This window comes from Kitasatospora sp. NPDC086009, assembly GCF_044540385.1.
GTDB lineage: Bacteria > Actinomycetota > Actinomycetes > Streptomycetales > Streptomycetaceae > Kitasatospora.
The window spans coordinates 59,977-83,144 of the sequence record NZ_JBITSA010000010.1 but is presented as its reverse complement, the minus strand read 5'-3'; the positions used below and the strand labels follow the sequence as shown (position 1 = coordinate 83,144).

Below are 23,168 nucleotides of genomic sequence, written 5' to 3'. Positions count from 1 at the left end.
GGACCCTGGCCCCCAGGGTCCCTTTCGCATGTCCGGGTCCTTCGACGGCGGCCCGCCCCGGGGCGCTGATGCCCCGGGGCGGGCCGCCGTCGCCGGTCAGCCCTTCAGCGGCGGACGGTAGGTGGTGTCCGGGCCCCGCGGGCCGGCGCCCGGCTCGACCACCTCGCCCTGAATCACCTTGCCGTCCGGGCGGTGGATCCGCAGCTGCTCCTGCAGCCGCACCGCGTCCGCGAGCGGATCGGCCCCGAGGCCGGCGGTGCTGCGCAGCGCCTTGTCCGCGAAGCGGCGCCCGGCGGCCCGCCAGAGCGCCCGGGTCGGCGGGAGGAGCAGGGTCAGCGCCAGCGCGTCGGAGAGGAAGCCCGGCAGCATCAGCAGCAGGCCGGCCAGCACGGTGAGGCTGGTGCCGGTCTGCGGCTGCTGCGACTTCGGGTCCCGGCTCTGGTCGATCGCCGCGGACAGCGCCTTCAGCCCCGCGCGCTTGATCAGCGAGCCGCCGATCAGGGCCCCGGCGATCAGCAGCAGCACGACGGTGACGCCGCCCAGCCACGAGCCCACCTGGACCAGCAGCCAGATCTCCAGCACCAGCCAGGCGGTGACCACCAACGGCAGCACCCGGCGGAGCTTTCCGCGCCGGGCCTGAGGGGCAGGGGTAGCTTGCTGGGTCACGGTACGAATCCACTCCATAGCGGTGCTCTGCGCGCCGCACGGGAGATCCGGGCCGGCTACGGCACCACCTGGTCCAACGACCGGCCGCCGGCCGGTGTTCCACCGCAGCCCGGGCCGCCGGGCCCGCCGACCGGCCGCGCCGGGGTCAGGAGGCCGTCGGGCCGGAGGGCTCGGAGGCGGCCGGGCGGGTCACCCGGCGGCGGCCGATCAGCAGGGCCGCCCCGCAGGCCAGCAGGCCCGCGACGGCCAGCGTCCACTCGGGCGCGACGCCCACCCGGTCCGCCACCGTGGTGCCGTCGCGCAGCGGGACGACGGCGGACAGCTCGGCGGCGGTCAGCTCCTCGGTGCGCTGCTGCACCGAGCCGTCGGGGGCGATCACGGCGCTGATCCCGCTGGTGGCGGCGATCAGCACGGCCCGGCCGTGCTCGACGGCGCGCAGCCGGGACATCGCGAGCTGCTGCTCGGGCTGGCCGGTCTTCGCGTAGGTCGCGTTGTTGGTCTGGACGACCAGCACCCGGGCGCCCTTGTCCACGGTGTCGCGGACGATCTCGTCGTACGCCACCTCGAAGCAGATGACGTCGCCGATCTTCGCCGGGCCCAGCTGCATGACGCCGTTGTGGTCGCCGGGGTAGAAGTCGCGGGCGACCCGCTGCAGCCGGGTGACCACCTTCATCAGCTGGTCGCGGAACGGCACGTACTCGCCGAACGGGACGGGGTGCTGCTTGGTGTAGGAGGCGCCCGGGCCGGTCTTCGGGTCCCAGACGATGCCCTCGTTCTGGACGTGCCGCTCGTCCGGCCCGTCCACCAGGGTGCCGACCAGGGTAGGTACGCCGACCGCCTTCACGGCGTCGTCGATGCGCCGGTAGGCCAGCGGGTCGCTGAACGGGTCGAGGTCGGAGGAGTTCTCCGGCCAGATCACCACGTCCGGCTTCTCCACCCGGCCGGCCTCGATGTCGGCGGCGAGCTTCTCGGTGGCGGCGGCGTGGTTGTTCAGCACCATCATCGGCCGGCCGAGGAAGTCCATCCCCGGGTTGGGCACGTTGCCCTGGATCAGGGCGACCTTGACGGTGTCGGCGGCCGCGGTGGGCACCGGGACCAGATAACCGGCCAGCAGGGCCGCGACGGCGCCCAGCGCGGCCAGCGCGGCGGCCCGGGGCGCCTGGCGGGGCCCGCGCAGCCGCAGCGCCGCCCAGGCCAGCAGGGCACCGGCCAGCGCGACGGCGAAGGTCACCAGCGGGGCGCCGCCGATCGCGGCGAGCGGGGTGAACGGGGTGGCGGTGTTGGCGAACGCGAGGCGGCCCCAGGGGAAGCCGCCGAGCGGCAGCCGGTCACGGGCCCACTCCTGGGTGATCCAGAGGCAGGCCGCCCAGAGCGGCCAGCCGGGCACCTGGGAGGTGAGCGCCAGACCGGAGCCGAGGGCCGCCAGGAAGAGCGCCTCGATCACCGAGAGGCCGACGGTGGCGTCCCAGCCGACCACCCGCAGCCAGCTGAGCAGCAGCAGGAAGAACGGCAGCCCGAAGGCGAAGCCCGTCCAGGCGGCCTGCCGGACGGTGCGGCCGAGGGTGAGCAGCGAGAGCGCGGCGACGCCCACCAGCGAGAGCGGCCAGAGGTCGAACGGCGGGAAGGCCAGCGCGAGGAGCAGCCCGGCGAGGACGGCCAGGCCGGTGCGGGGCAGTCCGGCGCGCACCTTGGCGACTGCGCGGGCGGCCCGGCCGGGGGCGGGGGCGTCGGACGTCGCGGACGCCTCGGGGAGGGCGTCCGACCGCTCCTGTGTGACGTGGAGTGCCACCGGCGCACCATCTTCCTGGTCGGGCTGTCCGCGCTTGGCTGTCCGTTGGCGCGTTCTTCACCGCCCGTTGAGTTCGGACGCTGTGCGAAAGACGGTACCCCGGAACCGGCCCCGCGCGTGAGGCCGGGTGGCCCGCCGAGCAGCGGGTTCCCGGCCCTGGTGGGGCGGTGTCAGCGCGGGCTGTAGCGGACCGTGCGCAGCGGCCAGTCGGCGGCGAGCCAAGCGGCCACCGCGCGGTACAACGGGGCGTCCAGCTCGGCGCGGTCGGCGCGGACCCAGGAGCTGACCGTCGTGATGGCCGGGTCCTCGTGGTCCGGGTAGATGTACACGCAGCCGACGACGTCGCCGCCGGGGTTCGCCAGCACGGTGTAGGTGAAGCCGCGGCGGTGCTCGAAGTCGGCGGCGTGCCGGCGCAGGTCGGCCAGGTTGCGCTCCGGCGTCATGCCCTCGGCGGGCGGCCAGCTGCCGGTCCAGCCCGGGGTGGCGTGGATGTGGTCGATGCTCGACGTCCAGGCCGCGAGGTCGGAGTCGTTGTGCTGCTCGCCGAGGGGCTCCAGGCGGAACCCCTCGGCGGCGAGGGTGCGGGGGACGACGAAGCCGGCGGGTACCAGCGGATGATCGCTCATGCCGGTCAACCTACGCAGCGCGGGCCGCCCCGGTCACCCGGACCTACCGCGCGGCCGCCCGCTCCGCCACCGCCCGGTGGACGGTCCGGCCCCGGACCACGGTGCGCAGGCAGACCGGCAGCGGACGGCCCGGGGTGAGGTCGGGCAGCCCGGGGGTGCCGGAGCGCGGGTCGGTGGACCAGCCGGCCACCCGGGAGTCGGGGGCCTGGACCACGAGCTCGTCGGCGGCCCAGACCGCGTAGCTGGCGATCGCGCCGGGGACGAGCACGCCGTCCTGGTCGCGGCCGATCGCCCGCCAGCCGCCCCGGGTGTGGGCGGTGAAGGCGGCGCGGGCCGAGATCCGGTGGTCGAGGGTCCGGTGGAAGGCCGCCGCGCGGACGGTGCCCCAGGGATCGAGCGGGGTGACCGGGGCGTCCGAGCCGAAGGCCAGCGGGACGCCGGCCCGCAGCAGCGCGGCGAACGGGTTGAGCGCGGCGGCGCGCTCGGCGCCGAGCCGCTGGACGTACATGCCGTCCGGGCCGCCCCAGGCGGCGTCGAAGGCGGGCTGCACGGAGGCGGTGAGGCCGAGTTCGGCGAAGGCCGCGACGGACGCCCCGTCCAGTGCCTCCGCGTGCTCCACGCGGTGGCGCAGCGCCCTGACGCGGTCGGCGCCGACCCGCTCGCCGGCCGCCCGGACGCCCGCGAGGACGGCGCCCACGGCGGCGTCGCCGATGGCGTGGAAGCCGGCCTGCAGCCCGGCCTCGGTGCAGGCGGCGACGTGGTCGGCGACCTGCTCGGCGCTCAGGTAGGAGGTGCCGGTGTGGTCGGCGTCGGCGTAGGGGCTATGCAGGCAGGCGGTGTGCGAGCCGATCGCGCCGTCGACGAAGAGGTCGCCGCCGGCGCCCACCGCGCCGAGCCGGCGGGCCGTCTCGACGCCGCCCAGCTCGCCCCAGTAGCCGAACACCTCGGGCCCCTCGCCGTCGGCGGCGAGGTCCAGCAGCGCGGCGAGGTCCTGCTCCGAGGAGATCTCCGGGCCGGCGCACTCGTGCAGCGCGCCGATGCCGAGCTCGGCGGCCCGGGCCAGCGTCGCGCGCTGGGCACGCCGGCGCTGCTCGGGGGTGAGGTGCGCGAGCGCGGTCCGGCGCACGGCGTGGTGGGCGTCGCGGGTGAGCGGGCCGTCGGCGGAGAAGCCGGGCCGGTCGGCGAGGCCGGCGGTGAGCGCGCGCAGCGCGGTGGTGGCCAGCGCGGAGTGCACGTCGGTGCGGGAGAGGTAGAGCGCGGCGCCGCCGGCGGCCGCGTCCAGCTCGGCGAGCGTCGGCGGTCGGCCCTCGGGCCAGCCGGTCTCGTCCCAGCCGTGCCCGATGAGCACGCCGCCCGGCTCGGGGCGGTCGGCCGCGAAGGCGGCGAGGGCCTCCAGCGCGGCGGCGAGCGAGGGCAGTCCGGTGAGGTCAAGACCGGTGAGCGCCAGACCGGTGGCGGTGGCGTGCACGTGGGCGTCGACGAAGGCGGGGGTGACCAGGGCGCCGTCGAGCTCGACGATCTCGTCCGCGGCGTCGGCGTACGCCTCGGCCGCGCCGTCGCTGCCGACCCAGGCGACGTGCTCGCCCTCGACGAGCATCGCGGTGGCGAAGGGGTCGGCGGGGCTGTAGACGGCGCCGCCGCGCAGCAGGACGGTTCGTGGGCCCCTCTGGCCCGAGGGCGGGCCGGGAGGGAGGGTGCGTTCGGTCATGACGCCAAGTCTGCACCTCCCGCAGGTGCGGTCAGAGCTTCGGGGGCCTCGCCTCGTAGGGCGTCGAGAGCACGACGGTGGTGCGGGTGGAGACGCCGGCCGCGCTGCGGATCCGGGCCAGCAGGTCCTCCAGGTCGCCGGGGGCGCCGACGCGGACCTTGAGGATGTAGTTCTCGTCCCCGGCGACGCTGTGGCAGGCCTCGATCTCGGGCAGCCCGGCGAGCCTCTCCGGGGTGTCGTCCGGGGCGCTGGGGTCGAAGGGCTTGACCGAGATGAAGGCGGTCAGCGCCAGCTCGACCGCGTCGGGGTCGACGATGGCGGTGTAGCCGCGGATCACACCGCGCTGCTCCAGACGGCGCACCCGCTGGTGCACCGCCGAGGTGGACAGGCCGGTGGCCTTGCCCAGGTCCGTGTAGCTCATCCGGCCGTCCTCCAGGAGCAGCTGAACGATGCGTTGGTCGAGATCCTCCACAAGGCGCAAACCTACCCGGTCGGGGGCGCGCGCGGCGCCACAGCGGGCGCGCACGGTGTCACTCGCGGCCGCGCCGGGTGCCGGGCGGGCACATGCCGGGCGAATGTGGCGAAGGACACACCCGGTGCATCACAGTGCACCGGCCTGCAGGATTATGAGTCCGCGTCGGCGGGAAGTGCTGGTTGTGGCCCCGGGCGACCACGCCGGGCCCGATCCGAGGGGGATCACCATGCGTGCAACTGACCGGCACTCGCTGAGCGCCGACGACACCCACGATATGACCGGCCGCGAGGATCTCGCGGTCCCCCACGAGCCGTCGGCGGGGGTGGATCCGGGCGAGGGCGAGACCTGGGACATCGTCCGGGTGCACTGCCCGGAGTGCCGCCGTCCGATCGCCCTGGTGGGCGACGAGGAACGGCTGCCGCAGCACGCCGTGCTGCCGACCGCCTGGCACCCCTTCTCGCCCGCGCTCTGCCCGGGCTCGGGAGCGCCGACGGACGACCTGGCGGAGGTGGAGTCGGCGGAGGACGCCGAGACCGCCGGCCTGGAGGCGCTGCTCGCCCTCCCGTCCGAACTCGACTGGCGCACCCAGCCGTTCTCCCACGCCGTGGCGCACCGCCCGGTACGGACGGCGCCCGCGCCGGCCATCCCGCAGCAGCGCAGCCGGCTCGTCCGGCACTGACGGCCGCTCCCGTCCCGGGGGTTGACCGGCCGTCAGCCGACGGCCGGCCCCGACCACCGGGGCGGGAGACGCCTCCGGGCGCCACTCCGCACCCTGGAGTGACGCCCGGAGGCCGTTTCGGGGGCCGTCAGCCGGAGGTGAGGTGGCGGCCGATCACCAGGCGCTGGATCTGGTTGGTGCCCTCGACGATCTGCAGCACCTTGGCCTCGCGCATGTAGCGCTCGGCCGGGAAGTCCTGGGTGTAGCCGTAGCCGCCGAGGACCTGGACGGCGTCGGTGGTGACCCGCATCGCCGCGTCGGTGCAGAACAGCTTGGCCATCGCCGCCTGCTTGGAGAACGGCCGGCCGGCGTCGCGCAGCCGGGCGGCGGCCAGGTAGAGCGAGCGCCCGGCCTCGATCTGGGTGGCCATGTCCGCGAGCATGAAGGACAGGCCCTGGAACTCGGCGATCGGCCGGCCGAACTGGCGGCGGGCACCGGCGTACTCGACCGCGAGGTCGAGCGCGGCCTGGGCGACGCCGATCGCGCAGGCGGCGATGCCGAGTCGGCCGGAGTCCAGGGCGGCGAGCGCGATCTGGAAGCCCTGGCCCTCGCCGCCGATCAGCCGGCCGCGCTCGACCCGGGCGCCGTCGAAGTGCAGCTGCGCGGTCGGCGAGGACCGCATGCCCATCTTGTGCTCCGGCGGCGCGGCCGACAGACCGGCCACCCCGGCGGGCACCAGCAGGCAGCTGATGCCGCGCGCGCCCGGCTCGCCGGTGCGCACCAGGGCGCTGTAGAAGTCGGCCTCCCCGCCGTGGGTGATCCACGCCTTGGTGCCGCTGACCACGTACTCCTCGCCGTCCAGGTCGGCTCGGGTGCGCAGCGCGGCGGCGTCCGAGCCGGACTGCGGCTCGGAGAGGCAGTAGGCGCCGAGCTGCTCACCGGAGAGCATGCCGGGCAGCCAGGCGGCGCGCTGCTCGTCGCTGCCGAAACCGGCCAGGGCGTGACAGGAGAGGGTGTGCACGCTGACCCCGAGGCCGACCGCCAGCCAGCCGCCCGCGAGCTCCTCCAGGACCTGGAGGTAGACCTCGTAGGGCTGGTCGCCGCCGCCGTACTTCTCCTCGTAGGGGAGGGAGAGCAGACCGGCCTCGCCGAGGGTGCGGAACACCTCGCGCGGGAAGCGGCCGGCGGCCTCGTCCTCCGCCGCGCGCGGCTGGATCTCGCGCTGGACCAGCTCCCGGGTGAGGCTCAGCAGTTCGCGGGCCTCGTCGGTCGGCAGCTGGCGTTCCACGGCGTTCGCTGGGGACGGGGTCATGGCGGCTGGTCGCCTCCTCGTTCGGGCACCGGGCCCTGGTGTGGCGGGCCCGACGCGGGTGTGGCACGTCGGGCCGACCGGCACCGGGTTACGGTGAACGGCCGTTCACATGCGTGGCGAAGTGAGTATGCCCGATCCCGGCGCTGCCGTCACGACCTGCACGGAATCACTGTCCGTCCTGGCGTACGGGCCCCCGTAGGGTTGCCGATGTGGCCTCTTCCGAAACGTCCAGCACCCCTCCCGGCGGCCCGGCCGCCCCCGCGGCCGGCAGGGCGCCGGACGCGCCCGGCGGACCCGGATCGCCCGCCGCGTCCGAGGGGCTCCCCGACCTTCCCGACCTCGCCGGCCTCGCCGCCGGGCTGCGCGCGCTGGCGCCCTCCTGCGGCCCGGTCCGGCTGGTCGCGGTGGACGGGCACGCCGGCTCCGGCAAGACCACCTTCACCGGCCGGCTGGCCGCGGCGCTCGGGGGTGCGCCGGTGGTCCACCTGGACGACCTGGCCACCCATGCCGAGCCCTTCGGCTGGACGGAGCGGTTGCGCACCCAGGTGCTCGACCCGCTGGCCGCCGGCCGGGACGCGGCGTACGGGGTGTATGACTGGACGCTGGGGCGCTTCGCCGGCACCGCGGCGGTGCCGCTCGCCCCGGTGGTGCTGATCGAGGGCGTCGGCGCCGGCCGGCGGGCGGTGCGGCCACGGCTGGCGCGGCTGATCTGGATGGAGCTGGCCGCCGAGGACGCCCGGCGGCGCGGGGAGGAGCGGGACGGTCCGGCCCTGGCGGAGTTCTGGGCGGGCTGGGCGCGGGCGGAGTCGGCGCACTTCGCCGCCGACCCCAGCCGCCCGTACGCGGCCACCATCGTCGACGGAGTGACCGGGCGGATCGCACCGGGCACCGTCGGTGAACCTTCAACAAGCCCTTGACCTGCGGTGTCACCAGGACTTAGGTTCTCCTCAGTTGCCGAGGTTGTTGATCGCGCAACATCGGACTCGGCATCCCCGGCTTGTTCCCCCGTGAGCCGGGGGTGCCGTCCCCCCTCCCGCCGCCCGCACCCCGCCCGACCGGGGCCGAGGCACGGCCGGATCGCACCGGCGCCCAATCCCCGCGCGCGCGATCGTATTTGACTCCGCACGGCACTCTTCCGGATCAGCGCCGCGCCGGTACGATTCCTGGAGGCGCATATGCGCCCCGGGGGCTATCGACGACCGGCCGGCTTCTCCGCACCTCGAATGGCCGACCGAGCCCCAGGCACACCGCGGGGGGCGTGAGTGACGACGGTGGACAGTTCCGACGGCAACAACACGGGCGGCCCGGCTCCGAACCGGCTCGCCGACCGCGCCTGGCTGCGTGCCATGGACGCCTACACGGCGGGCGCGTACGCCCGCGCGGAGGAGGAGTTCCGCGCAGCCGTGCGGCTCGATCCGGGGATGGCCGACGCCTGGCTCGGCCTGCACGCCCTGCGCAGCGACACCTCCGGGGCGCTGCTCGCGATGTACCGCCACCGGACCCGGTTCGGCGAGCAGCGCCGGCTCCACCGGCGCCCGCTCGGTTCCTGGTACTGGCTGGGCTGGTGGGTGCAGCCCGTCCTGGAGGACAGCCGCGACCTGGCGCTCGCGCACGCCTCGCACTGGCTGGACGGCCGCCATCTCGCCGAACTGGACAGGGCGTTGGAGCAGTGCCCGGCCCCGGAGGAGGACCCGTCCGCGCGCTTCCTGCACGCGTGCCGGTCCTACCTCCTCAAGGACTGGGAACAGCTGATCCGGGACACCGACCGGCTGCTGGACGACCAGCTGCTGGGCATCGAGGCCGGGCTCTTCGCGGGCATGGCACGGGTCCGGCTGGACATGTGCGCCCAGGCGCAGGCCCCGCTCGCCGCCTCGCTGGCCCGCTGCCGCTCCGAGCAGCCGCAGCGCAAGGAGCTGCGGTACTGGCTCGCCCGGGCCTACGAGGGCGCCGGGCGCAGCGCCGCCGCGCTGCCGCTCTACCGGGCGGTGCACCGGGCCGATCCGGCCTTCATGGACACCGCGACCCGGCTCGCCGCGATCTCCGCCGAGGACGGCGTGGTCGACGCGCTGTTGGACGCGGTGGGCGGCCTCGGCCGTGAGGGCGGGAAGCCCTCGGGCGGCGACGAGGCGTTCGACGCGCTGTCGCTGGGCCTGGACACGGTGGGCGCCGAGGAGGCCGGGCTGGACGACGCGGCGCTGGAGGCCTCGGGGTGCGAGGCCCCGGGCCTCGAAGCCACCGGGTACCCGGGCGAGGCCTACCCCGGTGAGGCCCTCTCCGGCGAGACCTACCCCGGTGAGCCCTACCAGGCCGCGCCCTGCTCCGGCGAGCCGTACCGGACCGAGCCCGGCCAGAGCGAGGCATACCCCGCCGGGGCCTTCCCGGCCGGGACCGGTGGGCCGGGCGCGCAGGAGCCGCCGGGGGCGGGCACGGCCACCGACCGGGAGGCCGGACCGGCGCTGCCCGCCGGTGAACGCTCCGGCGCGCCGCTGCCCCCCGCCGGCTCCGGGCCCGCCGTGCCGGTCCGCGGCGAGGCGCCGCCCAGACCCGCGGGCGGCTACCCGGCCGCCGGACGCGACGGCGACGAGCGGGAGCTGGACGCGGCGCTGGCCGAACTCTCCCGGATGGTCGGCCTGGAGCCGGTCAAGCGCCAGGTCCGGGCGCTCTCCGCGCAGTTGCGGATGTCCCGGCTGCGGGCGGCGCAGGGCCTGCCGGTGCAGCCGCCCAAGCGCCACTTCGTCTTCTCCGGCCCCTCCGGTACCGGCAAGACCACCGTGGCGCGCATCCTCGGGCGGGTCTTCCACGCCCTCGGGCTGCTCTCGGGGGACCACCTGGTGGAGGCCCAGCGGGCCGACCTGGTGGGCGAGTTCCTCGGCCAGACGGCCGTCAAGGCGAATGAGCTGATCGACTCCGCGCTGGACGGCGTGCTCTTCATCGACGAGGCCTACAGCCTCTCCAACTCCGGCTACAGCAAGGGCGACGCCTACGGAGACGAGGCGCTGCAGGTGCTGCTGAAGCGGGCCGAGGACAACCGCGACCGGCTGGTGGTGATCCTGGCCGGCTACCCGGAGGGCATGAACCGGCTGCTCGCCACCAACCCCGGCCTCAACTCCCGCTTCACCACCCGGGTCGACTTCCCCAGCTACCGCCCCGGCGAACTCACCGCGATCGGCGCCGCGCTGGCCGACCGGGACGGCGACGGCTGGGACGAGGACGCCGCCGAGGAACTGGCCAGCATCTGCATCCACGTGGTCCGCGAGGGCTGGATCGACGACCTGGGCAACGGACGGTTCATCCGCACCCTGTACGAGAAGTCCTGCGCCTACCGGGACCTGCGGCTCTCGATGCTGCGCGAGCCGCCCGGGCGCGAGGACCTGGCGACCCTGCGGCTGCCGGACCTCGTGCAGGCCTACGGCGAGCTGATCGACGGCCGGGGCTGAGCCGGCGGAGCGGGCCCGCCGGCTCCGCCGCTCAGCTCCCGAGCACCTTCGCCTCCCGCTCCGCGTCCAGGCCGACCACCGGCCGGTCCGGGCGCTGCGGGGCGGTGCCGCCGATGGACCGCAGCCAGGCCCAGGTGTCGGCAACCGTCTCCGCGACCGGGCGGCAGCGCAGCCCGGCGGCGACCGCCTTGGCCACGTCGGAGCCGTGCACGGTGTCGTGCAGCTCGCCCGGCGGGACCCAGACCGGCAGGTCGCTCCACGGTTCGATGCCGGCCGCCAGGATCCGGTCGGGCTCCGTCCAGCGCAGCTCCGCGTCCGAGCCGGTGGCCCGGACGCAGGCCTCCAGCAGCTCGCCCATGGTGGCGTGCCCCTGCGGGCTGACCAGGTCGTACGCCCCGCCGCGGCCGGCCACCAGGGCGTCCAGGGTCCAGACCGCGATGTCCCGGGCGTCGATGTACTGCACCGGCAGGTCGCGCGGGCCGGGGGCGAGCACCGGGCCGCCGCGGGCGATCCGGCCCAGCCACCAGGGCAGCCGGCCGATGTTCTCGTACGGACCGATGATCAGACCGGCCCGGACCATCAGCGCCCGGTCGCCGAACGCGTCCAGCAGCGCCAGCTCGCCGCCGCGCTTGGCCTGCGGGTAGGCGACCTCGCCGGCGTCCGGCGAGCCCTCGACCAGCGCGGCGCTCTCGTCCGCCCCGGCCGGGGTCGGGTGCGCGTACACCGACCGGCTCGACACGTAGGCGTAGCGGCCGACCCGGCCGGCCAGCAGGCGGGCGCTGTCGCGCACCGCCGAGGGCGCGCCGGACCAGGTGTCCACCACCGCGTCCCACTCCCCCTCGGCCAGCGCGGCCAGGCCGTCCTCGGCCCGCCGGTCGCCGTGCAGCGCCCGCACACCGGCCGGCGGCGCGTGCGTCCCCCGGTGGAAGACCGTCACCTCCCACCCGCGCTCCAGCGCCTCCTCGGTCACGGCCCGACCGACGAACTCCGTCCCACCCAGCAGCAGCAGTCTCATACCGACCACCCTGCCGAGCGGACGGCGTTCTGGGAACGGCCGCATGCTCAGAGCAGAATCGCCCACAGCGGAACCTCGCGGCCCGGGAGGGCGGCCGCCGGGACGGGCCGTCAGGCGGCGGAGCGGTGGTCCGGGTCGTGCACCTCGCCGACCAGCTCCTCCACCACGTCCTCCAGCGTCACCACGCCGAGCGTGCGCCCGTCCTGGTCGACCACCGCGGCCAGGTGGCAGGCGGCCCGGCGCATCGCGCCGAGCGCGTCGTCCAGCGGGAGCGTGCCGCGCACCACGGTGATCGGGCGCCAGAGGCGGGCCGGCACCGGCGCCGCCTGGTCGTCGACGTCCAGGATGTCCTTGAGGTGCAGGTAGCCCAGGTAGCCCGGGTAGCCGGGGCCGGCCGGGTCGCCCTCGGTGACCGGGAAGCGCGAGAAGCCGGTGCGCAGCGCCAGCTCCTCGACCTGGGCGGCGGTCACCTTGGTGTCCACGGTGACGAGCTGCTCGGGCTTGAGCAGCACCTCGGTGACCGGGCGGCGGCCCAGCTCCAGGGCGTCCTCCAGGCGCTCCTGGCGGTCCTCGTCGAGCAGGCCGGCGTCCCGGGAGTCGACCAGCAGGTACATCAGCTGCTCGGTGGTGAAGACCGACTCGACCTCGTCCTTGGACTCGACCTTGAACAGCCTCAGCACGGCGTTGGCGAAGGCGTTCAGGAAGAAGATCACCGGCGCGAGCCAGCGGGCCAGCCGGTCCAGCGGCGGGCCGAGCCGGAGCGCGGCCTTCTCCGGCCCCGCCAGCGCGAGGTTCTTCGGCACCATCTCGCCCATCACCATGTGCAGGAAGACCACCACGGCCAGCGAGATCCCGTAGGAGAGCGGGTGCATCAGGCCGACCGGCACGCCGAGGGCGTGGAACGGGCCCTCCAGCAGGTGGGCGATGGTCGGCTCGGCGAGCGCGCCCAGGCCCAGCGAGCAGACGGTGATGCCGAGCTGGGCGGCGGCGAGCATGGCGGAGACGTTGGAGAGCGCGTGCAGCACGGTGCGGGCGCGCTTGTCGCCCGCCTCGGCGAGCGGTTCGATCTGGCTGCGCCGGACGGAGACCACCGCGAACTCGGCGCCGACGAAGAACGCGTTGCCCAGCAGGAGCAGGACGGCGAGGGCCAGTTGGAGCACGGTCATCGGGCGCCGCCCTCGTCGTCACCGGGGCGCGGGCGCCCGCTCGTGCGCTCCACCCGCACCCGGCTGGTGCGGTGGCGGTCCACGGCCTCGACGGTGAACCGCCAGCCGGGCAGCTCGGCCTGCTCGCCCGGGACGGGCAGCCGGCCGAGGAGGTCCGAGACCAGGCCGGCCAGGGTCTCGTAGGGGCCGTCGGGCGCGTGCAGGCCGATCGACTCCAGGTGGTCGATCCGGGCCCGGCCGTCGGCGGCCCAGACCGGCAGCCCGTGCAGCGGCGGCAGCGGGATCAGTTCGGGGGTGTCGGCGGGGTCGTGCTCGTCCTGCACCTCGCCGACCAGCTCCTCGACGATGTCCTCGACGGTGACCACGCCGGCGGTGCCGCCGTACTCGTCGACCACGATGGCCATCGGCTGGAGCCGGCGCAGCTGGTCCAGCAGGCGTTCGGCGGGGAGCGTCTCGGGCACCAGCAGCGGCGGCACCGCCAGATCGCCGACCCTGACCAGAGCGCGCCGGGCGGGCGGCACCGCGAGGGCGTCCTTGAGCGTGACGGTGCCGGTGACCTCGTCCAGGCTGTCGGTGTAGACCGGGAAGCGGGAGAGGCCGGTGGCCCGGGTGAGGTTGAGCACGTCGGCGGCGCTGGCGTCGCGCTGGAGGGCGGCGACGTCGATCCGCGGCGTCATCACCGACTCGGCGGTGAGGTCGCCGAGGCCGAGGGTGCGCACGAACAGGGTGGCGGACTCCTCGTCCATCACCCCGGCCCGGGCCGAGTGCCGGGCGAGTGAGCCCAGCTCGGCGGGGGTCCGGGCATGGTCCAGCTCCTCCTGCGGCTCGACGCCGAGGGCGCGGACGGTGCGGTCCGCCGAGCCGTTCAGGAAGCTGATCAGCGGGCGGCAGGCGTGCGAGAAGGCCATGTGCGGGGCGGCCACCGAGCGGGCCACCTGGAGCGGCCGGGAGATCGCCCAGTTCTTCGGGACGAGCTCGCCGATCACCATCTGCACCACGGTGGCCAGCAGCATGCCGACGATCACCGCGACGCCCCGGGCGGCCCCGTCGGGCAGGCCGACGGTGGTGAACACCGGCTTCAGCAGGACGGAGAGGGCCGGCTCGGCGAGCATGCCGACCACCAGCGAGGTGACGGTGATGCCGAGCTGCGCGCCGGAGAGTTCGAACGAGAGGTGCCGCACGGCGCGGACGACCCGGGCTGACCGGGCGTCGCCGGCTTCGGCGGAGCGCTCCACCGCACCCCGCTCCACGGTCACGAAGGCGAACTCGGCGGCCACGAACAGACCGTTGGCGAGGATCAGCAGGAACGCCGCGAACAGCAGCAGCCAGGCGGTGATCACAGTGCCGCCTGCCTTCCGATACCGGGAAGCCGGGCGGCGCGGGTACTACCGGACGGATCGTCCATGGACGGGGGGAGTCACTCCTCAAGTCGTTTCCGCGCAGGGCCCGCTGTCGGGCGGCGCCGGTCAAATGGCATGGCTTTGCCCTGCTTTTTACCAGCGTAGACGATACCCGTGCGACTGTCGGCCCCCCGTTCGGACCCGCCAGGGGGCGGCGCCGGGCGGACAGGGGTCGGCCCGGGCGGCGTAGGGGGCGGGTAGGGGGCGGGCAGGCCGGGGGCGGTCGGGGCGGCGGATCAGCGGCCGCGGCGCTCGACCAGGTCGCGCAGCGCCCGGGCGTCCGCGATCGCCTGCGCCTTGCCGAGCCCGGACTGGATGCCGACCACGGCCAGCGAGGTGCCGTCGGCCAGGTCGAGGGTCGCCCACGGGTCCCCCTGGCGGAAGTTGACCCGGACGATCTCGGCCCAGGCCAGCCGGCGGCGGCGGACGAAGTTCACCACGGTGATGCCCTCGGTGTCGGCGCTCACCCGGGGCCTGGCCAGCATCAGGCCGACGCCGGCGAACAGCACGCCGCTGAGCACCATCATGAGCCGGTCGTTGAACTGCCAGCTCGCCGGGAGCGCGAGGGCGATCGCGACGAACATCACGACCAGCAGCACGCAGACCGGCAGCAGCACGGCCCGGGTGCGGCGCGGGGCCCAGGTGACGGGGAACTCGGCGGGGCTGGTCACGTGCGGTCTCCGGGGGGTCCAGGCGGGGCGGCACCGGCGGCCGGGTGCCGGCCGTCGACGAAAGGGCGGGGGCGCCGACCGGCGCCCCCGCCCCATTGAACCGCTGTTTAACTCCGCTGCTTCACGCGCGGGGGTGTCAGAGGCGGCAGGCGTGGATGTTCGTCACCAGGATGGCCCGGGCGCCGATGCCCCAGAGGTCGTCCATGATCCGCTGGGCCTCCTTGCGGAGCACCATCGAACGGACGGCCACCCAGCCCTCGGTGTGCAGCGGGGAGACGGTCGGCGACTCCAGGCCGGGGGTCAGCGCGACGGCGGCGCCCACGTTCTCGGCACGGATGTCGTAGTCCATCAGCACGTAGCGACGGGCCACCAGCACGCCCTGGAGGCGGCGCAGGAACTGGTCGACGCCCGCGTCCTCCCCCGCGCCCTTCGGGCGGATCACCACGGCGTCCGAGACCAGGATCGGCTCGCCGAAGACCTCCAGCCCGGCGTTGCGCAGGCTGGTGCCGGTCTCCACCACGTCGGCGATCACATCGGCCACGCCCAGCTGCACCGCGGTCTCGACCGCGCCGTCCAGCTTGGTCACGGTGGCCTTGACCCCGTGGTCGGCCAGGTGCTGCTCGACCAGACCGGTGTACGAGGTGGCGATCCGCAGCCCCTCCAGGCCCTGCACGTCCTTCACGTCCACGCCCTCCGGGCGGGCGAAGCGGAAGGTGGAGCCGCCGAACCCGAGGGCCAGCACCTCCTCGGCGTTGGAGTGCGAGTCCAGCAGCAGGTCGCGGCCGGTGATGCCGACGTCCAGCCGGCCGGAGCCGACGTACACCGCGATGTCGCGCGGGCGCAGGAAGAAGAACTCGACCTCGTTGTTCGGGTCGACGAGCACGAGCTCCTTGGGGTCCTTGCGCTGGCGGTAGCCGGCCTCATGGAGCATCTCCGCCGCGGGACCCGAGAGCGAACCCTTGTTGGGGACGGCGATGCGCAGCATGGAAGTCGGTTCCTTACCTGGTGGGGGGTGGGGTGTGCTGTTCGGACCGGTTCAGAGGTACTTGTAGACGTCGTCGAGCGTCAGCCCACGGGCGACCATCATCACCTGAAGGTGGTACAGGAGCTGGGAGATCTCCTCGGCGGTCTGCTCGTCCGACTGGAACTCGGCGGCCATCCAGACCTCGGCGGCCTCCTCGACGACCTTCTTGCCGATCGCATGGACGCCCTGCTGGACGAGCTGCGCGGTACGGGAGGACGAGGGGTCGCCGGTGGCGGCCTTCTGCTGGAGCTCGGTGAAGAGCTCCTCGAATGTCTTCGAAGCCATGATGGACTCACCTTACGGCGTGCGGGCTTACAGGCGGTAAACGGTCCCGGACCGTGGACAGTCCGGTGGACGTCCACGGTCCGGGACCGTGCCGTTGGTCGGTGCGGCGCGTCAGGCGAGCGACTTGAGGACGGCGGCGGTGGCGACGGCCGCCGTGACGGCCTCGTGCCCCTTGTCCTCGGAGGAGCCGGGCAGGCCCGCGCGGTCCACCGCCTGCTGCTCGTTGTCGCAGGTCAGGACGCCGAAGCCGATCGGGACGCCGGTGTCGACGCTGACCTGGGTGAGGCCGGCGGTGGCGGCCTGGCAGACGTAGTCGAAGTGCGGGGTGCCGCCGCGGATGACCACGCCGAGCGCGATCACCGCGTCGTAGCCGCGGTCGGCGAGGCGCTTGGCGGCGACCGGCAGTTCGAAGGTGCCGGGCACCCGCAGCACGGTCGGCTCGTCGATGCCGAGCTCCTTGAGGGCGCGGTGGGCGCCGTCCAGCAGGCCGTTCATCACCTGCTCGTGCCACTGGGCCGCGATCACGGCGACCTTGAGGCCGGCGGCGTTGTCGATGGTCAGCTCGGGGGCTCCGTGGCCGCTCATGTGCTGTTCCTCTTTCGGGGGTCGTGACGGGGGTGCTTCAGGAGCCGAGACCGGGCAGGTCGTGGCCCAGCCGGTCGCGCTTGGTCCGCAGGTAGCGCAGGTTGTGCTCGCCCGCCGGGGTCTCGACCGGCTCGCGGCCCTTGACCTTCAGGCCGTACTCGGTGAGCGCGGCGAGCTTCTCGGGGTTGTTGGTGAGCAGGGTGAGCGAGCGGACGCCGAGGTCGCCGAGCATCTGGGCGCCGATGCTGTAGTCGCGGGCGTCGGCGGGCAGGCCGAGGTCCAGGTTGGCGTCGACGGTGTCGCGGCCCTGCTCCTGGAGCTCGTAGGCGCGCAGCTTGTGGGCGAGGCCGATGCCCCGGCCCTCGTGGCCGCGCAGGTAGAGGACGACGCCCCGGCCGGCCTCGGTCACCCTGCGCAGCGAGGCCTCCAGCTGCGGGCCGCAGTCGCAGCGCAGCGAGCCGAACACGTCACCGGTGAGGCACTCGGAGTGGACCCGCACCAGCACGTCCTCGCCGTCGGGGAGGCGGCCGTCGGCGTCCAGGCCGCCGGCCACCAGGGCGAGGTGCTCGACGCCGTCGATGGTGCCGCGGTAGCCGACGGCGGTGAACTCCCCGTACGCGGTGGGCAGTGCGGTGACGGCGGCCCGGTCCACGTGGAGTTCGGTGCGGCGGCGGTAGGCGATCAGGTCCTCGATGGAGATGATCGCCAGGCCGTGCTCGCGGGCGAAGGCGACCAGCTCGGGCAGCCGGGCCATCGTGCCGTCGTCGTTGACCACCTCGGCGATGGCGCCGGCCGGTGCCAGCCCGGCCAGCCGGGCCAGGTCGACGGCGGCCTCGGTGTGGCCGGGGCGCACGAGCACGCCGCCCTCGACGGCCCGCAGCGGGAAGACGTGCCCGGGGCGGGTGAGGTCGCCGGGCTCCGTCCCGGTGGAGGAGAGCAGCCGGACGGTCCGGGCGCGGTCGGCGGCCGAGATGCCGGTGTCGACCCCGTCGCGGGCGTCGACCGAGACGGCGTAGGCGGTGCCCTTGCGGTCCTCGTTGACCTGGGTCATCGGGGGCAGCTTGAGCCGGTCCAGCTCCGGGCCGGTCATCGGGACGCAGATCACGCCGGAGCTGTAGCGGATGGTGAAGGCCATCAGCTCGGGGGTGGCGGCGGAGGCGGCGAAGACGATGTCGCCCTCGTTCTCGCGGTCCTCGTCGTCGACCACGATCACGGCTCGGCCGAGCGCGATGTCGGCGACGGCCCGCTCGACCGGGTCGAGCGCGAGGTCGAGGTCGGCGGTCTGGTTGGCGGTCATGCCGTGGCTCCCTGCGGGACGGTGGCGGACGTGGTGCGCGGCTCACGGGTGCTCAGCCACCAGGAACGCAGGCCGAGCAGTACCAGGACGAAGTAGATCGAGTAGGTGAGGCCGGAGAAGGAGTAGCCGCTGTTGAAGGCGAGCGGGACGCCGACCACGTCGACGGCGATCCAGGCGAACCAGAACTCCACCCAGCCGCGGGCCTGGGCGACCATCGCCGCCAGCGTGCCGACGAAGATGTAGGCGTCCGACCAGGGGCTCCAGGAGAGGCTGGGGTTGGCCAGGAAGAGCCAGGCCAGCGCACCGGTGCCGAGCGCGGTGCCGGCCACCAGGGCGGCCCGCTCGGGCCAGCTCGCGAACCGGACGGCGATGCCGTCCGCCCCGCGGCGGCCGCGCCGCCACTGCGTCCAGCCCCAGGCGGCCGTGGCGACCACGATCAGCTGCTTGCCGATCAGGCCGGGGACGTGGCCGTTCAGGTAGGCCGTGATCAGCACGGCGCCGGAGAGCAGCTGCACCGGCCAGCTCCACACCGAGCGGCGCCAGCCGAGCGCGAGGCCGCCCAGGCCGAGCAGGTTGCCGATCATGTCGGCCCACTTCACGTGCTCACCGAAGACGGTGAACGCTTCTCCGCTCAGCCAGTTCACTGGGCTTCTCCGGTGATCGTCGAGGGCAGGGTGCGGGAGTCGAGCAGCCGCTCCACGTACTTGGCGAGGACGTCGACCTCCAGGTTGACGCTCTCGCCGACGGCCTTGGTGCCGAGCGTGGTCAGCGCGAGGGTGGCCGGGATGAGGCTGACGGTGAAGCTGTCGCGGGCGGCCTCGACCACGGTCAGGCTGACGCCGTCCACGGTGATCGAGCCCTTCTCCACCAGGTAGCGGGAGATGGTGGCGGGCAGCGAGAAGCGCAGCACCTCCCAGCGGAGCTTGCCGTCGGCGTCGCGCTCGCCGGGCTCGCGGCCCAACAGGGCGCCGGTGGCGTCGACATGGCCCTGGACGAGGTGCCCGCCGAGCCGTGCGCCGAGGGCCATCGCGCGTTCCAGGTTGACCCGGGAGCCGGGGGCGAGCTCGCCCAGACTGGAGCGGTGGAGCGTCTCGGCCATCACATCGGCGCTGAACTCACCGGACCGGCCGGCCAGTTCCTCGGGAGTGTCGACGACGGTCAGGCAGACGCCGTTGACCGCGATGGAGTCGCCGTGGTGCGCGTCCTGACAGACCACCGGTCCGCGCAGGCGGATTCGCGAGGAGTCGCCGATCTCCTCGATCGACACGACCTCGCCGAGCTCTTCGATGATGCCGGTGAACACCCGGGTTCTCCTCGCGCTTGGGGGCGCGGACTCCGGGGCGGGCATGGGAGAGGACACGGACGGGCACGGGTGCGCGGGCCACCGGACAGGACCCGTCGCCGGGCTGTCGCGCAACCGCCGGGAGAGAGCTCTCCCGTCGCACACCTGCCCGCGGTCCACCGGGGGACCACGGGTACTGCTCATCGTCCGCCGCGCACGCCTCCCATCCGGACTTTAACCGTCGGTCCAGGAATTTCACCTGGTCAACCGGCCGCTGGCTGCGGACGGGTCGCGGACTGTAACCGCCGGTTCGGATTTTCACCGACCCCGGAGTGCGCTGAACGTCACTGCTACTACTGACGTCATTGTGCCATGGCCCGCACAGGCCCAGGGAGAGGCTTCCGCTGTGGTCTGTTTCACGCGGGCGGCGGGAATGCGCGGGGCGGCGCGGGCCCGGTGGGGCGGCCCGCGCAGGGGTGCCGGGCCGGCCGGGCCGCCTCCGGTGGCGGCCCGGGGTGCGACGGGCGCAGGCTGGTGTTACACGGTCGGCGCCGACCGGCCGGGACTCCTGGAGGTGCGAGGACGATGGCCAAGTTCATGGACGTCCACCACGGCATGACCGGAATCACCGGCGAGGAACTGCGGATGGCCCACCAGGCGGACCTGGCGGTCCAGGAGAACGAGGGCGTGCAGTTCGAGCAGGCCTGGGCCGACCCGGAGTCCGGCACCGTCTACTGCCTCTCCGAGGCGCCGTCGAAGGAGGCCGTGCAGCGCGTCCACGAGCGCACCGGCCACCCGGCGGACGAGATCCACCCGGTGCCGCTCGTGGTCTGACGGCCCTCGCCCGGCCGGTCACCTGCGCTCCGGGGCGGGGCGGCGTTTCAGGTGGCCGGTACCAGGGTGAAGTGGCTGACCTCGGGCGGGTGCGCGAGGTAGCGCAGCTCGCCCTCCGACCAGACCGGCCGGATCCGCCACATCGGCCCCGCGTACCCGCGCAGCGCCTCCTCGTCGCGCCACCGGCTGAGCACCAGCACCCGGTGGCCGTCCTCCGTCACCGAGCGCAGCAGTTCGCCGCCCAGACAGCCGTCGGTCCGGCCGAGCTGGGGGATCACCTGCGTGGCGAGCACCGCGCAGAACTCCTCGACGTGTCCGGCCATGACCTGCCCGGCCCAGATCCTGACGATCACGTCCACCACCTCCCGCGAAACTCCTTGGCCCCATTATCGGCGCGGAGCCGCTGGTGGGGAGGGTCCGGCCGGCTCCCCGGACAGGACCAGGGCGCCGGCCGCCGGCCGCCGGCCGCCGGACGAGCTTCGCTAAATTCCCGGTATGACCACCACACCGGAGACCGCCGTTCCGTCCAGCACCCCGCCCGAGGCGCCGGAGAGCCTGTTCGCCGCCCTCGGCGCCCACGCGCTGCGCACCGCGGCGGACCTCCGGGAGGTCTACGAGCAGCCCGGCGACCACGCGCGGCGCAAGCAGGTGGACCACATCCACGAGCCGGCGCGGCAGTTGATCGCCTGCTCCTCGCTGGTCCTCGTGGCGAGCGCGGACGCGGCCGGGCGGTGCGACGTCTCGCCGCGCGGCGGGCCGCCCGGGCTGGTGTCGGTGCTGGACAAGCACACCCTGGCCATCCCCGACGCCACCGGGAACAAGCGGCTGGACACCCTGCACAACATCATCGAGACCGGCCGGGTCGGGCTGCTCTTCGTGGTGCCGGGCCGGGACACCACGCTCCGGGTCAACGGGCGCGCCTGCGTCTCCACCGACCCGCGGCTGCTGCAGCAGCTGACGGCGGTCGGCAAGCCGCCGCGCAGCGCCGTCGTGGTGGCGGTCGAGGAGGTGTACGCGCACTGCCCGAAGGCGTTCCTGCGCGGCTCGGCCTGGAAGCCGGAGAACTGGCTCGGCAAGGACGAGCAGCCCAGCTCCGCCGAGGTCACCCTGTCCCACCTGCGCGATCCCGGCCTGACCATCGAGATGATCGAGGAGACCGAGCGGGAGTCGCTGCTCTACCGGTACGAGTAGGCGGTCCCGGCCGGGCGGGCCCGCACCGCGCGGCGCCGGCCCGCCCACTCCTGCCGGGCTCAGGCCGCGGCCCCGACGTCCACCACGCTCGCGTCGGCGGCCGGACGGGTGAAGCGGCGCGGATGCGTGGTCCGCGGGCGTGCCGGGCCGGCGGGTGGTGGCTTGAATGGACGGATGGACTGCGTCTTCTGTGCGGTGGTGGCGGGCGAGGAGCCGGCCCACCGGGTGCTGGACGACGAGGCGGCGGTGGCCTTCCTGGACCGGCGTCCGCTCTTCCCCGGCCACGTCCTGGTCGTGCCGCGCGCCCACCACCGCACGCTGGCGGACCTGCCGGCGGCGGAGGTGGGGCCGTTCTTCCTGCGGGTGCGGCGGGTGGCCGCCGCCGTGGAGGCGGGGCTGGGGGCGGCGGGCAGCTTCGTCGCGGCGAACAACCGGATCAGCCAGTCGGTGCCGCACCTGCACGTGCACGTCGTGCCGCGCAATCCGAAGGACGGGTTGCGCGGCTTCTTCTGGCCACGGGGGAAGTACCCGGACGAGGCGGCCGCGGCGGCGGTCGCCGAGCGGCTGCGGGCCGCGCTCGCCGCGCCCGGGTAGCCGGACGGCCCGGGCGTCGGGTCCGCCGGGCCGTCCGGGGGCCCCGGCGCGGTGCGGCCGGGCGCGGCGCGACCGGGTGCGAGACGGGTCCGGCGCCGGACCGCGCGTCAGCCGGCTTCCAGCCGGGTGGTGAAGCTGAACCGGTCGCCCCGGTAGAGCGAGCGGACCCGCTCCAGCGGCACGCCGTCCGCGTCCCTGGTGAGCCGGTGGAGCAGCAGCATCGGCAGGGCGGGCGGGGTGCCGATCAGCAGCGCCTCGCGCGGGGAGGCGAGCACCGTCTCGATCCGCTCGTCGGCCCCGCCGAACTCGATGCCGGCCTTCTCCCGGAGGAAGGCGTAGAAGGACGCCCCGGGGTCGAACTCCCGGTCCAGCGCGGGCACCCGGGCCACCGCCAGGTAGGTGCTCTCCAGGCCGACCCGCTCGCCGTCCGCGAGCAGCACCCGCTCCAGGTGCCAGACCCGCTCCCCCACCGCGATGGCCAGTTGCCCGGCGAGCAGCGGATCGGCGGCGAACCGCTCCAGCCCGATCAGGTTGCGGCCGGGCAGCCGCCCCTGGCGGCGGACGCCCTCGGTGTAGCTGGCCAGCGAGAGCGGCTGCTCCAGCTTCGGCCCGGCGACCACGGTGCTGCGGCCGCGGCGGCGGACCCGGCCCTGGATCAGCAGATCGCGCAGTGCCTGGCGGAGGGTCTCCCGGGCCACCTCGAAGCGGGCCGCGAGATCGCGCTCGGTCGGCAGCACACCGCCCTCGCCGAGCTCGTCCAGCAACTCCTCCAGCCGGCCCTTGACGGCGTAGTACTTGGGCACCCGACCGTGGTCGGGGATGCCCGACCTGATCGGCGCGCCGGGACCGGCCGGGGCGGCCGGCCCGGGAGTCTCTTCCATGGCGCCATCCTCGCAGACTCCGCGGCACCGTCCGGTTCCGGCCGAATTCGCCCCGAACCCCCGTCATGCTCTTGACAGGTATAGACCATTCCGCTTGAGTCTGGGGTTAACCCCGCACGGCCCGCACCGGCCCGTACCCCCGGCCGGCAGGCACCTCGCCCGGCCGCATCCCGGCCGGCCGCACCTCGGGCGGCCCGTCCCCCACGACGCGCCGCACACCGCGGGGCCGCGCGCTCCCTGTCACGACCCACCTCCCTCCACGACCGTGCGGC

24 protein-coding genes and 1 riboswitch are annotated in these 23,168 nt (G+C 74.7%); of the genes, 6 read left to right on the top strand and 18 right to left on the bottom strand.

Going from position 1 to position 23,168, the window contains the following annotated elements; genetic code table 11:
• Positions 1-96: 96 nt before the first annotated feature.
• The 5 genes from fxsA to ACIF6L_RS23445 all read right to left on the bottom strand — a co-directional run bounded on the left by fxsA (position 97) and on the right by ACIF6L_RS23445 (position 5,261).
• Complete coding sequence (gene fxsA / locus ACIF6L_RS23465) at positions 97-666, bottom strand: FxsA family membrane protein (protein WP_359833845.1); 570 nt, start codon at positions 664-666, stop codon at positions 97-99.
• 145 nt (positions 667-811) lie between these two features.
• The gene (lnt, locus tag ACIF6L_RS23460; protein WP_396486689.1) at positions 812-2,455 is read right to left on the bottom strand and encodes an apolipoprotein N-acyltransferase; all 1,644 of its coding nucleotides are present in this window, start codon (positions 2,453-2,455) and stop codon (positions 812-814) included.
• 170 nt (positions 2,456-2,625) lie between these two features.
• Positions 2,626-3,081: an N-acetyltransferase gene (locus tag ACIF6L_RS23455; protein WP_396486690.1), complete on the bottom strand. Its 456-nt coding sequence runs from the start codon at positions 3,079-3,081 to the stop codon at positions 2,626-2,628.
• A 43-nt stretch (positions 3,082-3,124) separates the two neighbouring features.
• Entirely contained in the window at positions 3,125-4,789 is a 1,665-nt protein-coding gene (locus ACIF6L_RS23450; RefSeq protein ID WP_396486691.1) for an amidohydrolase, read from the bottom strand.
• Between the two features lie 31 nt (positions 4,790-4,820).
• The gene (locus ACIF6L_RS23445) at positions 4,821-5,261 is read right to left on the bottom strand and encodes an Lrp/AsnC family transcriptional regulator (protein WP_329486516.1); all 441 of its coding nucleotides are present in this window, start codon (positions 5,259-5,261) and stop codon (positions 4,821-4,823) included.
• 229 nt (positions 5,262-5,490) lie between these two features.
• Here ACIF6L_RS23445 and ACIF6L_RS23440 point away from each other — a divergent pair, with 229 nt between their 5' ends.
• The gene (locus tag ACIF6L_RS23440) at positions 5,491-5,943 is read left to right on the top strand and encodes a hypothetical protein (RefSeq protein ID WP_359808075.1); all 453 of its coding nucleotides are present in this window, start codon (positions 5,491-5,493) and stop codon (positions 5,941-5,943) included.
• Between the two features lie 127 nt (positions 5,944-6,070).
• On the opposite strand, the gene ACIF6L_RS23435 is transcribed toward ACIF6L_RS23440, so the two are convergent.
• Positions 6,071-7,234: an acyl-CoA dehydrogenase family protein gene (locus tag ACIF6L_RS23435; RefSeq protein ID WP_396486692.1), complete on the bottom strand. Its 1,164-nt coding sequence runs from the start codon at positions 7,232-7,234 to the stop codon at positions 6,071-6,073.
• 359 nt (positions 7,235-7,593) lie between these two features.
• Between ACIF6L_RS23435 and ACIF6L_RS23430 the strand changes: the two genes are divergently transcribed.
• A complete protein-coding gene (locus ACIF6L_RS23430; RefSeq protein ID WP_396486752.1) occupies positions 7,594-8,151 on the top strand; it encodes a uridine kinase in 558 nt (185 codons plus the stop codon).
• Between the two features lie 429 nt (positions 8,152-8,580).
• On the top strand, positions 8,581-10,671 hold the full coding sequence (locus tag ACIF6L_RS23425) for an AAA family ATPase (RefSeq protein WP_396486753.1): 2,091 nt from the start codon (positions 8,581-8,583) through the stop codon (positions 10,669-10,671).
• 31 nt (positions 10,672-10,702) lie between these two features.
• Here ACIF6L_RS23425 and ACIF6L_RS23420 read toward each other — a convergent pair whose 3' ends face one another.
• The 10 genes from ACIF6L_RS23420 to ACIF6L_RS23375 form a co-directional block, all read right to left on the bottom strand.
• Positions 10,703-11,686: an NAD-dependent epimerase/dehydratase family protein gene (locus ACIF6L_RS23420; RefSeq protein ID WP_396486693.1), complete on the bottom strand. Its 984-nt coding sequence runs from the start codon at positions 11,684-11,686 to the stop codon at positions 10,703-10,705.
• A 110-nt stretch (positions 11,687-11,796) separates the two neighbouring features.
• Positions 11,797-12,852, bottom strand: a complete 1,056-nt coding sequence (locus ACIF6L_RS23415; RefSeq protein WP_396486694.1) for a hemolysin family protein — start codon at positions 12,850-12,852, stop codon at positions 11,797-11,799.
• The gene (locus tag ACIF6L_RS23410; RefSeq protein WP_396486695.1) at positions 12,849-14,192 is read right to left on the bottom strand and encodes a hemolysin family protein; all 1,344 of its coding nucleotides are present in this window, start codon (positions 14,190-14,192) and stop codon (positions 12,849-12,851) included. The genes ACIF6L_RS23415 and ACIF6L_RS23410 overlap by 4 nt, the downstream gene beginning before the upstream one ends.
• 296 nt (positions 14,193-14,488) lie before the next feature.
• Positions 14,489-14,923 (bottom strand): PH domain-containing protein, encoded by a 435-nt coding sequence (locus tag ACIF6L_RS23405; protein ID WP_329486522.1) that lies wholly within the window; start codon positions 14,921-14,923, stop codon positions 14,489-14,491.
• 136 nt (positions 14,924-15,059) lie between these two features.
• Positions 15,060-15,908, bottom strand: a complete 849-nt coding sequence (hisG, locus tag ACIF6L_RS23400; protein WP_329486523.1) for an ATP phosphoribosyltransferase — start codon at positions 15,906-15,908, stop codon at positions 15,060-15,062.
• Between the two features lie 51 nt (positions 15,909-15,959).
• Positions 15,960-16,232 carry a phosphoribosyl-ATP diphosphatase gene (locus tag ACIF6L_RS23395; RefSeq protein ID WP_030306151.1) on the bottom strand — a complete coding sequence of 91 codons (273 nt, stop codon included), beginning with the start codon at positions 16,230-16,232 and terminating at the stop codon, positions 15,960-15,962.
• A gap of 111 nt (positions 16,233-16,343) precedes the next feature.
• Positions 16,344-16,817 (bottom strand): 6,7-dimethyl-8-ribityllumazine synthase, encoded by a 474-nt coding sequence (gene ribH / locus ACIF6L_RS23390; protein WP_329486525.1) that lies wholly within the window; start codon positions 16,815-16,817, stop codon positions 16,344-16,346.
• Between the two features lie 37 nt (positions 16,818-16,854).
• Positions 16,855-18,114, bottom strand: coding sequence for a bifunctional 3,4-dihydroxy-2-butanone-4-phosphate synthase/GTP cyclohydrolase II (locus tag ACIF6L_RS23385; RefSeq protein WP_396486696.1), 1,260 nt, complete (start codon positions 18,112-18,114; stop codon positions 16,855-16,857).
• The gene (locus ACIF6L_RS23380; protein ID WP_329486527.1) at positions 18,111-18,758 is read right to left on the bottom strand and encodes a nicotinamide mononucleotide transporter family protein; all 648 of its coding nucleotides are present in this window, start codon (positions 18,756-18,758) and stop codon (positions 18,111-18,113) included. The genes ACIF6L_RS23385 and ACIF6L_RS23380 overlap by 4 nt, the downstream gene beginning before the upstream one ends.
• On the bottom strand, positions 18,755-19,417 hold the full coding sequence (locus ACIF6L_RS23375; protein ID WP_329486528.1) for a riboflavin synthase: 663 nt from the start codon (positions 19,415-19,417) through the stop codon (positions 18,755-18,757). Before ACIF6L_RS23375 ends, ACIF6L_RS23380 begins: the two co-directional genes overlap by 4 nt.
• A gap of 190 nt (positions 19,418-19,607) precedes the next feature.
• Positions 19,608-19,735: riboswitch (FMN riboswitch) on the bottom strand.
• Between the two features lie 246 nt (positions 19,736-19,981).
• Between ACIF6L_RS23375 and ACIF6L_RS23370 the strand changes: the two genes are divergently transcribed.
• Positions 19,982-20,230: an SCO4226 family nickel-binding protein gene (locus ACIF6L_RS23370; protein ID WP_329486529.1), complete on the top strand. Its 249-nt coding sequence runs from the start codon at positions 19,982-19,984 to the stop codon at positions 20,228-20,230.
• Positions 20,231-20,277: 47 nt separating this feature from the next.
• Here the strand turns inward: ACIF6L_RS23370 and ACIF6L_RS23365 are convergent, their stop codons facing one another.
• Positions 20,278-20,592: an antibiotic biosynthesis monooxygenase family protein gene (locus ACIF6L_RS23365; protein WP_396486697.1), complete on the bottom strand. Its 315-nt coding sequence runs from the start codon at positions 20,590-20,592 to the stop codon at positions 20,278-20,280.
• Positions 20,593-20,725: 133 nt separating this feature from the next.
• On the opposite strand from ACIF6L_RS23365, the gene ACIF6L_RS23360 reads away from it, so the two are divergent.
• The gene (locus tag ACIF6L_RS23360) at positions 20,726-21,421 is read left to right on the top strand and encodes an MSMEG_1061 family FMN-dependent PPOX-type flavoprotein (RefSeq protein ID WP_396486698.1); all 696 of its coding nucleotides are present in this window, start codon (positions 20,726-20,728) and stop codon (positions 21,419-21,421) included.
• Between the two features lie 174 nt (positions 21,422-21,595).
• Positions 21,596-22,015, top strand: coding sequence for an HIT family protein (locus ACIF6L_RS23355; protein WP_359808088.1), 420 nt, complete (start codon positions 21,596-21,598; stop codon positions 22,013-22,015).
• A 107-nt stretch (positions 22,016-22,122) separates the two neighbouring features.
• On the opposite strand, the gene ACIF6L_RS23350 is transcribed toward ACIF6L_RS23355, so the two are convergent.
• Positions 22,123-22,896 (bottom strand): GntR family transcriptional regulator, encoded by a 774-nt coding sequence (locus tag ACIF6L_RS23350; RefSeq protein WP_352288705.1) that lies wholly within the window; start codon positions 22,894-22,896, stop codon positions 22,123-22,125.
• Between the last annotated feature and the right edge of the window lie 272 nt (positions 22,897-23,168).